Here is a 13,972-nt window from a genome sequence, read left to right as displayed (position 1 = left end):
ATCAGATCGTCCGCCCTTCCTTGATGAGTTCTCGCCGGACGCCGCGCAGCAGGTCGGCCTGACATACGGTGTCGCGACCGTCGCGTTCGGCGCGCATGGCCGCGTGCTGGGCGACGTTGAGCAGTGCGCCGCCTGAAAGCACATGGTTTTCGGCCAGCGTCACCAGATCCACATCGGCCGCCAGACCGCGTCGCTCGGGAAACAAACTCTTCCAGAGACGCAGACGTTGCTCGCTGTCGGGCAACGGAAAATGGATAGCGCTCTGAAACCGTCGTGCGAAGGCTTCGTCGATGTTGCCCTTCAGGTTGGTCGCCAGCAGCACCACACCCGGGTAGTCTTCGATCCGCTGGAGCAGATATGCGACTTCCTGATTCGCATGACGATCGTTCGCGCTACTGCCTTCCGTGCGCTTGCCGAAGAGCGCATCGGCTTCGTCGAAGAACAGAATCCAGCGCTTGTTCTGCGCCTGATCGAACACGTTGGCCATATTCTTCTCCGTCTCACCGATGTACTTCGAGACGATTTTCGACAGGTCGATCCGGTAGACGTCAACGTGAGCCGCCTTGCCGAGCAACGATGCCGTGAGCGTCTTGCCGGTGCCGGGCGGTCCGTAGAACAGCGCCCGGAAGCCCGGTTTGACCATGCGATCGAGATGCCAGCGACGCATGACGGCTTCGCCACCGTCGAGCCATTGGCGGATCTGGTCGATCTCGTCGATGACTTCAGGTGCGAGAACAAGGTCGTCCCAGTCGCGCATCGTGGTGATGCGCTTGGCCGGAAATCCGGCGCTGTAGTCGGGCTTGTGTTCACTGCCGGAGGTGCATCGCTCGAGAAAGTCGCGTTCCACGTGCAAGGCGGCAGCGAGTGCCGGTTCACCGTCGGCGCGGCGCTCAAGACGCAAGACGGACTCACGGGCAAACGTGTGATCGGCGTCGAACAATTGCAGTATCTCGAAACGACGCGCGAGGTCGTCACCGGCGAGCACGAACGCGGCAGTTTCGCAGGTGGGCAACAGCCCGCTGTGATGCTGACCGCGCCAGCCGCCGAATTCGGTGAACTGCCGCTCGGTGTTCTTGTTTTGTGTGAACAACAGGTCGAGCGCCTGCGGCCGGATGTGCGGCAACAAGGCGAGCATCAACACGACGCGCGCGTCGAAGTTCGAGTCGAGTCCCAAGCCTAGCAGTGCGATAGCAAACGGCGACGGGTCATCCTTCAGATCCGGCGGTACGTGCGCGTAGATGTCATGCGGACCGCCTTCATGCATGAAATAGGCATGCATGCGCGTCTCGAGCACCGCATTGAACCACGCGATTTCACGCGACAGACTGTCCGCGTTGGCGATGAGCGCGTCCGTCGGCGGGGTTGTCGAATCGATCATGTCCATTGCACCCATAGCGGAAGCGGCATCCATGACAGCTGCACGGTCGAGAAGCTCCACGGCAGCCGGTCGAGCAACACATCGAAAGCACTGCGTTGCACATCGAGATGCCAGCCGTTTTCCCCCATCGACAATCTACCGGGGCGTTGCAGGAAGGTCTCGCGCAGTCCCGCCGGCGAGGTATGCCCCAACGCCGACCAGTGCTGAATCATCGCGACGAGCAACTGGTCGATGATCTCGCGCTCGCCATCGGTCACTTCAATACGACGCGCGACGGGCGCGTTCAAGGCGACGCCGCAGAGCAGCTTGTGCAGCGTCAAATGGGGCTCCGGCGCTTCGTCGTCTCCGCTGACGAGGTAATGCAGGAGCAAGACGGCGCGCTCAGCCGCCGCATCGCTGACAAATCGGCTCCGCTTCGGATGGCCGTCCCCGTATGCTTCGACGAGCGACAGCATGTCCCAAAGGCGTGGCAGGAATGGCCAGACAAGGACTGCCCCCGCGTGCGTGACCTGCATGGGTGTGAGCGACGGGTCCGACGCGCTGACGGCAGCAATGCCGAGATCGATGCCGGTTTGTTCGCGCACGCGGGTTGCGAGCGCGGGCGGAATTTGACTGCCGGTTACCTGTGCCAGCCGGGCCACGAGCGCGGCGGCCAATTTCGCTGGGGCATAGGCGCGCTGCGGGGCGAACAACCACGTGAACAACAGTCGCCACCGGGTACGTTCCAACTGGGCAGGCGCTCTGGTGTCGACACTCAGAGCGAACAGGTCGGTGACGTCTGACGACAGGCGCAGCATCCGGTCGACTTCGTCGGTATCACGCGGCGACAGACGGGCGAATCCGCGCCACAGATCGGGGGGCACGAGATCCAGCCATTGCGCTGCCAGCGTGTCGTCGCTGGCCGCCGCCGAGAGGATGGGACGCAAGGCAGACGCCCCCGCTTGCATCGCCTGCCGCAACCAGATATCCAGCCCGGCCGGCGGCGCCCCGCGGCCATTGCGGAAGTCCGGCGACGAGAGATAGTCGAGGTAATCGATGGGCGGTGTCGATGCCATGTCTGGGTGAGGCTCTTGAGTGGGGTGCGACGCGGTAGGCAGCGCATGCGGCTGAGTGGGGGGCGGACTGGATTCGGTGAACGTTGCCGGTGCTGTGATGGGGACCGCGCTGTCGGTGGTGTCGGTGGTGTCGGCGTTATTGGCGTTACCGATGCTGTCGGCGGTGCGGGCGTTATCGGTACTCCCAGCCGACGCCTCTTCGCTCAACGCTTCAAGGTCGAGCGTCGCACCGGTCACCAATCCGGCAGCAACGCTGGCGTAGTAGCGGGCAACAGCACGGGTAGCGTCATGCGGCACATGCGATTCAAGTGGCGCAGTGGGCGCGTGCGCCACGATGGCGTCGTAAAAGGTTTCCCGATGCGCCGCCGGAATGTCGTCACTCACCGTGACGACGATATCCACGATGCTGGCCCATGCGTCTGGCGAAATGCCATCTGGCCCGGACGTCAGTTGCACGCGGCTCTCGTCAAGTGAGCGCTGCAATACCGTGCGCGCCTCCTGCGATAAACGCCCCGCTCGGCTCACCAACGACGCGCCCTTCGGCACTTCGCTCTGGTGGAAGTGCAACAGCCGCGGCACCGCGTCATGAGCGTTGGCGACGCGGGTCGCGTTGATCTCGGTGATGGCGGCGGTCTCGTTGGGCACGTTGGGCACGTTGGGCTCGGTAGCCCCCGCGTCGACCGTTCCAGCGCTCAATCCTTCCATTCCGATATCTGCGCGGATGGCGTGAGCCTCAAGCTGGGTGCGGTCGTCCACGTGTCTCATTGGACGGGTATCGGCATCAGTCGGCTGATCGACGTGGGACGCTGAGCGCAGCTCCCATAGATCCAGCAACCGAAGCTGCCATGCGACAGGGCTCACACCGAGTGCTACGTGATGCAACCCTTCGGATGTAGACGACACATTGGACGAGTTGCGGATGAGCTTTCCGAATATCGCCTTCCAGACCGCCCGCTTCCAAGCATCCACGGACGCGTTGGACAATGTCGTCGACACTCCCTGCGATGAAGCCCGTTGCGCAACGCCTTCCGGTTCGTTGCTTGCTTCAGCAGTCTGGCGGCCCGTCGTGCGGCTGGTTGAATCGGAACCCGTGGTGCCAACGGACAGATCAGCACCGGACCCACTGTGATTGGTTTGCGGGTTTCCGACGACAGCGTCAACGTCTGCACGCTCAAGATCGGTCAATGCATCCTGCCGAGAGAGTGCCCTGAGTCTGCGCCAGTGCATCGTCGCGCCCGGGCTCAACAGCACCGCCAGATCCAGCAGCATGTCTTCAGGGAACACGGCTACGATCCGACTCAACACGTCGTCGTGTTGACCGTAGTGCCGAAACGCATCGACAAGCATTTCGCCATGCTCAGTCAACCAGACAGGCCAGTCGTCATACAGTCGGGCCGGCGAACCGCTGAGCAATGCGTCGATCAACCGTCCACGCGCGCCGACGCCACCATCTTGGCCGGGGTTCACCGCGACCGGCGACTCAGTTGCCGAGGACGATTGCGCCCCCTCCTGTGTAGAAAACGCTTCGCCGTCCGCGATGGGTGTGGGCGTTGGCGCGGGCGTATGTGTTGTCGTTTGCGCTGGCGGCGTAATCGCCGACGCCGATGAAGGGCTTCCCGGCGCTTCAGCGCTCCCGCTCCCAAACGCGTTCTCGTTCTCGTTCGAAGTGTTCGTGTTCGCTTTCGGTCCGCCGATGGAGATTAGCGACGCACTTAACGAAGACTCGGCGTCGAGAGGCGAATCATCGTCTACGAGGGTCGGGGGCTCGCCATCGATAACGCTAGCGGCTCCAGAGGCGCGCGTTCCCGGCAATTCTGACGATGTCTCCGATGCCGGTGCCGCGTTTAACGGGGGAGGTCGGCTCAGATCAGGACTTTCGACGAGGTCCCGGGCTTGCCGAAGTTCTTCAGCGCTCGCGCGATCCTCGGCCATCACCGAGGTCAGTCGATCCCGCCCTGCGCCTGTCGATAGCGACACAGTGTCGGCTTCGGCTTCGGCTTCGGCTTCGGCTTCGGCTTCGGCTTCGGCTGCCAACGATTGGAGAACATACGGATTTGTTGTCGGCGTCGTGCCGAACTCTCCTTCGTCGGCAGGCAACTCAGCATGACCCGATAACCCGGTGACGACGGATTCAATCGCTTCAGACCATGCGCGCCGACGCGCCCACCCGGTAAGTGAACTGTGGTCCCATTCCTTCGCCGATATTGACTCGTCACCGACGTGGCGCGCTGCAACGGTTTCCTCTTGAAGCAGCGACAACATATCGGTCAGCAATGACACAGGAAGCGACATCGCCATGCGGTCGCGTAGATCCGGGTATGCCGCGTAATGGCGTAGCGCGTCCCGAAGCAATGCGGGCGCGTCGGACATCAACTGCGGCCAAATGTCGTAAAGCGCTTGCGCTTGTCCTAGCGTCAACGCCTTCGCCAACAGCGTTCGTAAGCGGGCAAGCGAGCGTGCAGCCGACGGGCCGTATGGCAGCAACGTCTCGGCGCTCTCATCCATTGGACGCACTGCGTCAGTCTTGGTCGGCAAGACGTCGTGCACTGCGAGATTGTCTCTGGCAATAGCGATGTCGGTGTCGGTGTCGGTGTCGGTGTCGGTGTCGGCGTCAGTGTGGGTGGCCGCAGCCTCACGGCGCGTGTCTGATTTTCCCCAAGCCGTAGCGCTTCGCGATGATGGTTCCGTTTCCGCAACGGCCCGCACCACACGTGCCGGGTCGACAACACCATCGTGAAGTGAGCCACCCGGAGCATCGGTTGCTTCCGTCGCACCAGCTTGAGCTAGCGTTTCGCGGGGACGACGTATCCCGCCCTCTGCGGCTCGCAGTATCTCCCCCTCCCGACGCGCCATACCGTCGAGAGCAGCACTCTCCCTCTCGCCAGCACGCGCCAATCGTCTCAGCACCGTCAGCATGGCGGGTGCATCCGAGATGAGCCGCTCACTCACCAACCGCCAGACGTGCATAGCTCGCCTGCCAACGCCATCGTTCAGGCCACCGCTGTCCATCGCGCCAGTTTCGTTGACGGAAAACCCCAACACGGCCTGCCACACGTCGTGCCAAGGCATTTGCAGTGTCCCGGCGTCCAGCGGCGTCAGGCCGACCGTCAACAGCTTCTCGCTCGCAGCAACCCGTGCAGAAGCCCGCGCATCCCGCCCCCAACCTGCGACGGCAAGCGCGCGGTCCAGTGCGTACAAGTCCGCTAACCAGCGCTGGGCATCCGCAGGCCTTAATGCATGGAGTAGCGCTTCGATCTGCGCAGCAGGGAACTGCCGCGCCAACCGCACCATCTGCACATCGCGATCCCCACTGGCCCACAACAAGCGTCGTACCGCCTCCACGTCGCCCGACAGTACCCTCGCGAGCAGCGCCTCCAACGAAGCGCCCGCCGCATCAGGTCTCGCCTTTCGCTGCTCAGTGCCGTGCCCGCCTGACGCCGGGGCGTGCAAAGATGCCTCGCGTCCGTCGTGCGCCAGTGCGGTTGCCGTCGCCGCATGCGCCGGCAACCGGCCGTCCCTCAAGAACTGAATCAGTTCCGCAGCGTCGGCTTCCACGGCAGACGAAAAGTGTGAAACCACGGAATTGCGCTGCCCGCGCGTGGAAAATTCACGCCCCGCCAGTACCTGCTCAAGCGCGTCGGACAAGCCTTCCGCCAGCGCTTCGGGCAAGTCAGCCATCGCCACATCACCAAGATCAACTTCGAGCTGGTCAATGCGAACGACAGCATCGCCGGGCGCACGCGTGTCAAACACAGACGCCACCACCGGTAATAGCCGGTCAACCACCAGTGCGCGCAGCGCATCGCTTTGCGACATGTCCAGCCCGCCTGCCGTGAAGGTCAGGTCGAACGCCAGATGATCGATGCGATGTCGCATATTCATCGCTACACCCACAACGTCAGACTTTGATCACGCCGCTCATGCCGCTCATGCCGCTGACGCATGAGCAACGACGCGAGACTCGCGCTGGTGGCATCGAGGCGGCGTGAGTCGGTGCGGGTAATGTCTTCGCGCAGGCGCGTCCGCCACAAGTCGTAGCGATGCTCGAAGTCGCGCATCGTCACGAAATCCATCCAGTGGAATTCCGGCAGCAAGTGCGCCGGCAGATTGCGGCAAACCGTCTCCTGCGCAAGGTTTCGAAAGTCGGGATCGCTGAACCTTGCCGTCCACGCCGGGAACACAATGCTCACGCGGGCATCGAAGAACGCCACATCGGGCACTTGCCCCCGCTCAGCTGCCGCTGCCGCCTCAGCGTTGCGATAGCGCGGGCGAAGCAACACATGCTCGACCAGATAAAACCCCTCGGACTGCACATTCAATTTGCACAGAAAACTGCGCAACGTCTGCACGTATCTATCGGCATGCGTGACGGCGCCCGCGCGTTTGAACTTCGCCAGTCGCACGTCACCCAAGCGCTCGTCATGTGTGCGGAAATGCACATGCACTTCCTCGCCATGCTGCTCAAGCACGTAGTTTTCCAGCCGTACGCCATGCACGAGAAGCCCCACAGGCAGCAAATCTTCTTGCCGGGACTCGCCCTTTGATGGTTCCGCACCGGGAGCGCCCCGCCCCGCCAGCACCACCAACCGGGCAGCCGCGCGCTCGTAGTCGTCAGCCGTGGCCACGTTGTCGGCCCGCAGGCGCAGCCGCCACTGCAACAGCGTCTCGCTCAGCGGATGTTCTGACGGCTCGGCAGGCAACCCCAGCAGAATCGCGATCTTGGCGTGGACCCCGGCAACGTTGGGCCGGCCATCAAGACGCCGCTCGGGCACACCTACGTCGAACGCCGTCGCCCGGTCACGCGAGAGCGTCGCGATATGGCGCAAGAATTCAAGCTTGTTGTTCACCAGCCAGTGCGTCGCGTGCTTGTCCTGGTAGTCGTCGAAACGGCGCAGCGACTTCTGCGAGAACGTTTCGCCATACATCGCGAGCAACACATCCAGCAACCGGCTGCGCCGGTCCTCCGCCCGGTCCTTGCGCGACACGATATGCGTGAGGGCTTTGCGCACGTCCTCCGGCGCCTCGACATACAGCGATTCGATATCCGGCAGTGCATCGTCGCCGATCAACTGCGAGAAGTAGGTCTGGTGCAGATCGTCAACGGAGAACATCCGTCCGACCGATTGCAGGTTCTCCAGATAGTTGGCCATCAACTGCTCGGCCAGATACAGATAGGCCTTCAGTTGCTTCGCGCTGACCTTATGCGCCAGCGGTGCGGACGGCGGCACGCCGAAATGGTTGATGCCGTAGATCGCCGGAAACTGATGCTGAATCGAGAAATAATCGCTCAGCTCGCGCGTCTCGCCCTGCGGTGCGGGTACGATCCCCACCACCGATTGCGGCGTGTTACGCAAGGTATCGAACTCGAAGCGCGCCTTCGCCAGTGCCACGCGCGCATCGTCCAGCACCACACGTGCCTTGTCTTCGCGCCGTTGCTCGACGGCATGCGCGGCGGGCGTCGTATCGGTGCCGACGGCACTGCTGGCAAAGTGCAAACGCAGAAATGCACTCTGGGCATCCCCCGGGAATCGCAGGCGCAGCACGGCGTCCGCCGCCATGTCCGTGCCAATCGGGTGCCCGTGGGCATCGCACAGGGCGAGCCGCTGCACGTGCGCCACGCCTTCGACCTCCTGCACCAGTCCGACCAGTTTCGAGATCGCAATCGGTGAGCCGGGCGCCTGCGCCCCGGTACTCGCGATGAATCCGTGCACCGTGCGCGGACCGGAAAACAGGATATCGAGCGGTACCCCTGCCGCAAAGGCCTTGACGTAGCGCTCGACCTGAAACCCCGAGAGCACCGCCTGCGCACACCGGAAGTAGATCTCCGCGAAGATTGACGCCGGGTCGCGCTCGCTGTGAATCTGCACGTCGCCACTCAGGTAGACCGCCTGCGCAGGCACCACGCGCACGCCGGCCAAGTCTTCGCCAAGGTTGCGATGGGCGTTGAAGACCTCGAAGATGCGCTTGCGCACGTCGGCCTCCATCGCGGCCTGCGCCTCTCCCGACAGTTCCCCTGTCAAGGTTTCGCTGAGCTTGACCAGTACCCGGTACAGTCCGCGAGCCCCGCCCGCGCCGGCCGACGCATCGGGCTCACAACTCAGCCAGACATCCTCCAGCTCGGGAATCGAGTCGTAGAACAGCTTGCGGTAATCGTCGACCGTGAGCACCTGACTCGGCAGAATCTCGTCTGCCGGGTGCAAGGCGTGCCGCCGGTAATCGATTTCGCCCGTCGGACCGACCAGATAATCCTCAGGTGCGAAGTCCGAGCGATAGCCGAGTTCGGTGATCGCGTAGCAAAGCTGCTCGAGAATCGTGACGCCCGGATCGTGCAGGTTGTAGTCAGTCCAGCGATCCCCGCACAAGGCTTGCAGCGTGGCAATGCCTGCGCGGCGCAGCGCATCGAAATCGAGCCCATGGGGATCGGGGGCGAATCGGGCGATGGACTCAGGCGCGTTCATCGGCTGACCACACCCCGAATGCCGCGTGCGCGCGTGGCGTCGTCGCCAGCCTCGTCCAACGCGATGCGGGCGCTGTTCAATTGCGCCTTCATCGCATCGATCAGTGTATGCACCCGGTGATACGGCAGGTGCCCCAATGCTTCAACGATCAGCGCGAAGGCAGGCGCGCTCAGTGCACACGCAATGGCTTCCCCCGCGCCCGCCTCGTTGGCTTGCCGGTTCAGTGTGCCGATCAGTTCGTATACGCGCTTGAACGGCAACTCTGCCAACGCCGCCATGACCAATTGCGCGTCGTCGGCCGCAAGCACGATGTCGAAGGTGGTGGACGGCGTACTCATGCCTGCACCTTCGGTTCGGGGTCGACGGCGCTCGTCTGCATGTCCGGGTCGAACCACAGATTGGTCAGGTAGTAGGTCACCCACGTCCGGTCAGCGCCTGCACTGTCGCGCGTACTGTCGTAAGGACAGCCGACACGCATTTGCAAAATGTAGTTGTGCTTGGCCCCATCGGGCGCATCGATCCACTGCAATTGCAGCCGGTTGCACTTGCTGCCGAAGTGCGATTGACGGTAATCGATGTCGCCTTTGCCATTGAAGGCCATGACGGCATACGCGTGCATCAACGCATATTTGCCGCTGCCTCGCTTGCCCACGCCCGCCATGATCTCGAATGCATTACAGCCGGTGAGCGTGTCGGTGATGTCGTGCCACTTGCCGTCGGCGGGCACGCTGCGGCTGCCCGGGCGGCCACGCCGTCCGTCAGCGACAATCCGCCCGGCCATATCTAGTTCAAAGTCCGGCGCATCGCTGGCCTGCCGCGCCGACTGCGCGTCCGATGCGCCCGGCAACTGGCGCAATGTCAGCACGGCGGGATTGCGCGCGTTCCCGAAGGCAAGCCCCCCGCCCGGCCCATCCAGTTGCACCGACCAGATAGGGCTCTTCACGTCGATGTTTTGATAGAAGCTGAGCAGCTTGCCCTGATTGAGTTGCGAGACCTTGAGGCCATCCACGGGCGTCTTGTCGAACCCTTCATCGACGATGTTGAGCATCGAGTCGATCAGTTCCGAGAAGGCCGTCGCGGACGGCATTTCACCGTTGCCGAACTTGCTCCGGAGCGTGTCGCGATTACGGCGGGCCATGGGCTTATTGGTCATGGGGGTCGTCCGAGATGATGAAAGTGGTGCCGATTTCGAGGCGGCTGAGCGCAGTGGGTACGCCCGGGTAGTCAACGCCGTCGTCGACCGCTTCGATGGCGTGACGGGCGACCGGAATGGCAATGCTCCACGGGTAGAGCGGCGTGATATCGGTCTGGCCCTTCGTGCTGCCGGTGTTGGCGGGGTCTGCCGTATCGAACAGCGAATACGTTTGCACATCTGCCGAGGTCCACACGACAGGCGTGGCCGGTGACGTAGCTGACGCCGGCGGCACGGCAGACGGTTTGGCGGCAATACGCAGCATCGAAAAGCCGGAGACGTTCTGCACGTAAGGCAACGAGCCGATAAACGCCTCCAGATCGTGCTGCCGGATACGCCAGCCGAAGTGCGTGCGATAGCCCACGTCGTCCTGCCACGGTGTGAGGTAGTGCGAGATCGCCGCGTTGAGCATGGCGATGTAGCGCCCATTGCCCGACACGTCCGAAAAGCGCACCTTGCAACGCACCTGAATGCGTTCGTAGACGGGGTTCTCTACCGACACATGGGCCCACGGCGAGGACAGCGTGTTCACGAACGCCGCGATCTCCTGCATGAGGTTGCCGTCGAGCATCGGCATCTGCTCGTCGGCCGGTAACGCGGGCCAGTAAGGCAACGGCACGACCAGCGCACGACCGGGTCGCACGCAGTCGAACGGGCCGTGCGCCGTGGTGAGATTCGCAAAACACTTGACCTTGAACACATCGGCAAACGCTTCGAGAATCATCGACTCGTAATCGGCCGGCGAGATCGCGCGTTGCTTGTGCCGCAGGCGCTCGCTGATGCGTGTGCGCATCTGCTCACGCGTCTCGGCTGCCCGGCCGCCGCAGGATGGCAGCGGTTGCACGATGCCCGTGATGCCCGGCAGCGGACGGCGGCCGCGCACGATACTGCCGGCAGGCAAAACCATCGGCACTTCGGGCGGCACGTCCTGCCCACGGTGCACCTGCACGGCCTGCGCATGGATGGCATACAGGCTGCAATACTTCTCCATGTCGCGATCGGCGCTGACACGCAGCCAGTAAAGCCCATCCGGCATGACGGTGTTGTGGCAGTCGATGTCGCCCGGCACCCGCAGCGTCACGATGCCTGAGGTCATGAAGTGATGCGTGCCGTCGGCCACGATGTAGCGACGCGGCAAGGGCTTCCACACGTTGTTCGTCAGGTAACTCCAGCGCAGTCCTGCGGTGTCGGCAGATCCGTCTTCGGTGTCTTCGTTGGTCGGCGGCACCGGTTGCGAGTCTTCGCGAAGCTCGAAGAGCAGCGTCAGCGTCTTGCCGAGGTCACCGGCGGCAATGCCGACGTAAAGATTACCGGCCGCCTCGAAACGCGGCAGCAGTGCGGGCGCCGGATAGCTCTTGAGGCCAAGCGTCTCCCATCCCGACGGAAACAGATGCAGGAAGCGGCCGTCGTCGTCGCCATTCGGCAACCGGTCGACACGAATCGTCCCCGTCGCGCAATAGTCGATCGAGATCGCATTGATCAACGGCGTATACGGCGCACGCGGCACAGCGCGCTGCCCACGCCAGCGCCGGCGGCGTGCGTTGGCCATCATCGTCGCCGACAGCGCCTGCGCGTAGGTCTCATGACCGAAGGCAAAGGCCGGTGCCGCAAACGTGAATTTGAAGAAACCGTTCTTCGCGCCCGGCCCCCACGTCAGCGGCTGGGCCGCGCTCACGCCTGCGTCCGGTTCGAACAAATGTGCCAGTTGACCGGCGCGCCAGACGATCCGCGTGTCGATACGTTCACCCTGCCCCGGCTGTACCCGCGTGCGGAACATCGGCACGCTCGGACGTGACAATTCGCTGGCGGGCGTCCACACCCCCTTGGCCAATACGGCGACCGTAGCCAGATAATCCTCGTTGGCGAGGCGCACGTCGTAGCCGTCGTACCAAGCGCCGAACCCGCCCGTGACGCGCGGCAGGTCGGCCCACTCGATTTCCACGCGAAAGTCGGTGATGCGCTTCGACGCCATCTCGGTACTGCCGACGATCAGGTAGCTGCCCAGCCGGGCCAATGGCCCGAACGGTGCGAATGGCGTCGCGGCGCTGAGTTGCCCGATGTTGTTTTGCAGAACGAGGTCGCGGCAGCCTCGCGCTTCCACATCGATACGCGCCCCGGTCACTGCCAGATCGCGCAGCATGCCGTACGGGAACAGATACGCCCCCGGGTTGATCACGCAACGCAGCAACGGCGTATCGACGTCGAACTGCTCGCCATGCAGCGCCGGCGAATAGGCCACCACGCTCGGCGATTCGGGCGGCAACTCGAAGCTCAGCCTAAGCACGCCGCCGTCGAAAAACGGCACGTAGCCCGGAATGTCGATCCAGCCGAATTCGCCCGTCAGCCCAACTACGAAGATGCTGCGGAAGATTTTCAGGAAGATGTCGTTGCGGCGCAGTTCTACCGCGACCGGGCTGTTGTCGACGTCGTCTGCCGTCTGCCCCGGCGCAACACCCTCCGGGCTCGCCGGCGTCATGCCGAGCATCGCGTCGGCCACCCGGTCCAGCCGCTGCATCAGCGTGTCGTCGGCGAACGTGACCGTCACCGTGATACGGCGATCGCCTTCCTTGAGCAAAAGCACCTTGCTCGACAGCGCGAAGCCAATGCGAGCGTCCCGATGGGGGCCGCTTCCCATGCCGGCTTTGGGTGCACCCAGCACCGGCCAGGCTTGCGTGTGATCGGCACCGGGCGGTGCGACCGGCACCGGCTGGAACCACGCCGCCGTGGGCCACGTCCGCCCGGTTACCGGAGCGCCTCTTGGCACAGCGTCGTCGTCGGCCAGCAGGTTTTCCGGCGCGCTGTAGCCGTTGTGATCGAGGTAAAGCGTTTGCACCTGCGCCACGCGGGCGTCGGACACCTGCAACTCGTTCTCGGCAACATAGAGAATGTCGCGACTCCGGGCATCGACCCCGGCCGGGAATTCGGTGCCCGCCGGCACGACGACGTCGCGCGCGTCCGGGATACGTTTGAAAACCAGCCACGTGTGATCGGGGATGGTGGCGCGCGGCGCGCTGCCGAGCATGCGGTCGTAGTAGAAGTCGATGAAACGGCGCGTATATCCGTTGAGCTTGCCTTGCAGCTTCTGGAATTGCTGCACGAAGGCAATCAGCAGGCCGATGGCCGGATCGTGGACGCCGTTGTGCAACGATGCGGGCAGCCGTGCAAGAGCCTCCCTGCGGACCATTTCGATTGCCTTCATGTACGCGTGAAAGTCGGTGCGGACATCGGCTTTGGTGAGCTGCGCCCCCGCACGTGCGATGCGGTCGGCGTCGAGGCCACCGGTATCGCTGCCGGAGAGCGTGATCGGCGTCGCCAACCCGGCCGACCAGATCGGATCGAGCGGTACGTGTCCCCCCACTGCCCGTAAGGCGCCAAGAATGCCGGACCGGTCGACGCTCAACTGCACGATCACGGCGCGCAGCACCGTGCGCAAGCCCAGTCCGTTGTCGCTCTGCGCCTGCGCCAGCGCGGCATACCAGTCGTTGAGCGTGATCACCAGTTCGGTGACGGGCGAGGCTTGCAGCGTCCAGCCCGAACTGTCTCCATTGGCGCTGACGCCGACATGCTCGGGCGTGTTGCGCCACCACTGGGCGAAGCGCGCGGTCTCACGCGCCAGATCGAACGCCAGAATGCGGCTCATGACCACGGTTTCGTCGGCGCGGAAGAACGGTGTCCAGTCCCCTTCCGGCACATTCTCCGCGTTGTGAAAGTGCACCAGTGAAGCAAACTCCGTCACGATCGCGAGCAACTCGTGGAACGACAGCTCATCGAGATGGAAATAGCCGTCCTGCAACGCGGGCAGTGCCCGCATCGCCTGACTGGTGCCATCGCGAATGATGAGGTTGTACATCGGGTGGTCGGCTCGTTCTTTCTGTCGGTATCAGTGCCA

The 13,972-nt window shown here is 63.6% G+C and carries 6 protein-coding genes; all 6 read right to left on the bottom strand.

The genetic code is table 11. The features are described from left to right. Window position 1: 1 nt before the first annotated feature. Genes CDV46_RS24960 through CDV46_RS24935 form a run of 6 tightly spaced genes read right to left on the bottom strand, consistent with a single transcriptional unit; the run spans window position 2 to window position 13,933 of the window. Window positions 2-1,378, bottom strand: coding sequence for an ATP-binding protein (locus CDV46_RS24960; RefSeq protein ID WP_087726087.1), 1,377 nt, complete (start codon window positions 1,376-1,378; stop codon window positions 2-4). Next, window positions 1,375-6,315, bottom strand: a complete 4,941-nt coding sequence (locus tag CDV46_RS24955) for a contractile injection system tape measure protein (RefSeq protein WP_087725665.1) — start codon at window positions 6,313-6,315, stop codon at window positions 1,375-1,377. The genes CDV46_RS24960 and CDV46_RS24955 overlap by 4 nt, the downstream gene beginning before the upstream one ends. A gap of 2 nt (window positions 6,316-6,317) precedes the next feature. Continuing rightward, complete coding sequence (locus tag CDV46_RS24950; protein ID WP_087725663.1) at window positions 6,318-8,891, bottom strand: hypothetical protein; 2,574 nt, start codon at window positions 8,889-8,891, stop codon at window positions 6,318-6,320. Beyond that, a complete protein-coding gene (locus CDV46_RS24945; protein ID WP_087687610.1) occupies window positions 8,888-9,229 on the bottom strand; it encodes a hypothetical protein in 342 nt (113 codons plus the stop codon). Before CDV46_RS24945 ends, CDV46_RS24950 begins: the two co-directional genes overlap by 4 nt. Beyond that, window positions 9,226-10,044 carry a hypothetical protein gene (locus tag CDV46_RS24940; protein ID WP_087725661.1) on the bottom strand — a complete coding sequence of 273 codons (819 nt, stop codon included), beginning with the start codon at window positions 10,042-10,044 and terminating at the stop codon, window positions 9,226-9,228. The genes CDV46_RS24945 and CDV46_RS24940 overlap by 4 nt, the downstream gene beginning before the upstream one ends. Further along, window positions 10,034-13,933: a baseplate J/gp47 family protein gene (locus tag CDV46_RS24935; protein WP_087725660.1), complete on the bottom strand. Its 3,900-nt coding sequence runs from the start codon at window positions 13,931-13,933 to the stop codon at window positions 10,034-10,036. Before CDV46_RS24935 ends, CDV46_RS24940 begins: the two co-directional genes overlap by 11 nt. Between the last annotated feature and the right edge of the window lie 39 nt (window positions 13,934-13,972).

The organism is Pandoraea sp. PE-S2T-3, from assembly GCF_002179965.1.
In the GTDB taxonomy this organism is placed as follows: domain Bacteria; phylum Pseudomonadota; class Gammaproteobacteria; order Burkholderiales; family Burkholderiaceae; genus Pandoraea.
The sequence above is the reverse complement of the archived record's forward strand: the minus strand, read 5'-3'. Positions and strand labels throughout refer to the sequence as shown.

What these genes read in the sequence shown, in the direction of transcription:
- CDV46_RS24960 (WP_087726087.1), bottom strand. Translation starts at nt 1,378, where the DNA reads ATGATCGATTCGACAACCCCGCCGACGGACGCGCTCATCGCCAACGCG.
- CDV46_RS24955 (WP_087725665.1), bottom strand. Translation starts at nt 6,315, where the DNA reads ATGAATATGCGACATCGCATCGATCATCTGGCGTTCGACCTGACCTTC.
- CDV46_RS24950 (WP_087725663.1), bottom strand. Translation starts at nt 8,891, where the DNA reads ATGAACGCGCCTGAGTCCATCGCCCGATTCGCCCCCGATCCCCATGGG.
- CDV46_RS24945 (WP_087687610.1), bottom strand. Translation starts at nt 9,229, where the DNA reads ATGAGTACGCCGTCCACCACCTTCGACATCGTGCTTGCGGCCGACGAC.
- CDV46_RS24940 (WP_087725661.1), bottom strand. Translation starts at nt 10,044, where the DNA reads ATGACCAATAAGCCCATGGCCCGCCGTAATCGCGACACGCTCCGGAGC.
- CDV46_RS24935 (WP_087725660.1), bottom strand. Translation starts at nt 13,933, where the DNA reads ATGTACAACCTCATCATTCGCGATGGCACCAGTCAGGCGATGCGGGCA.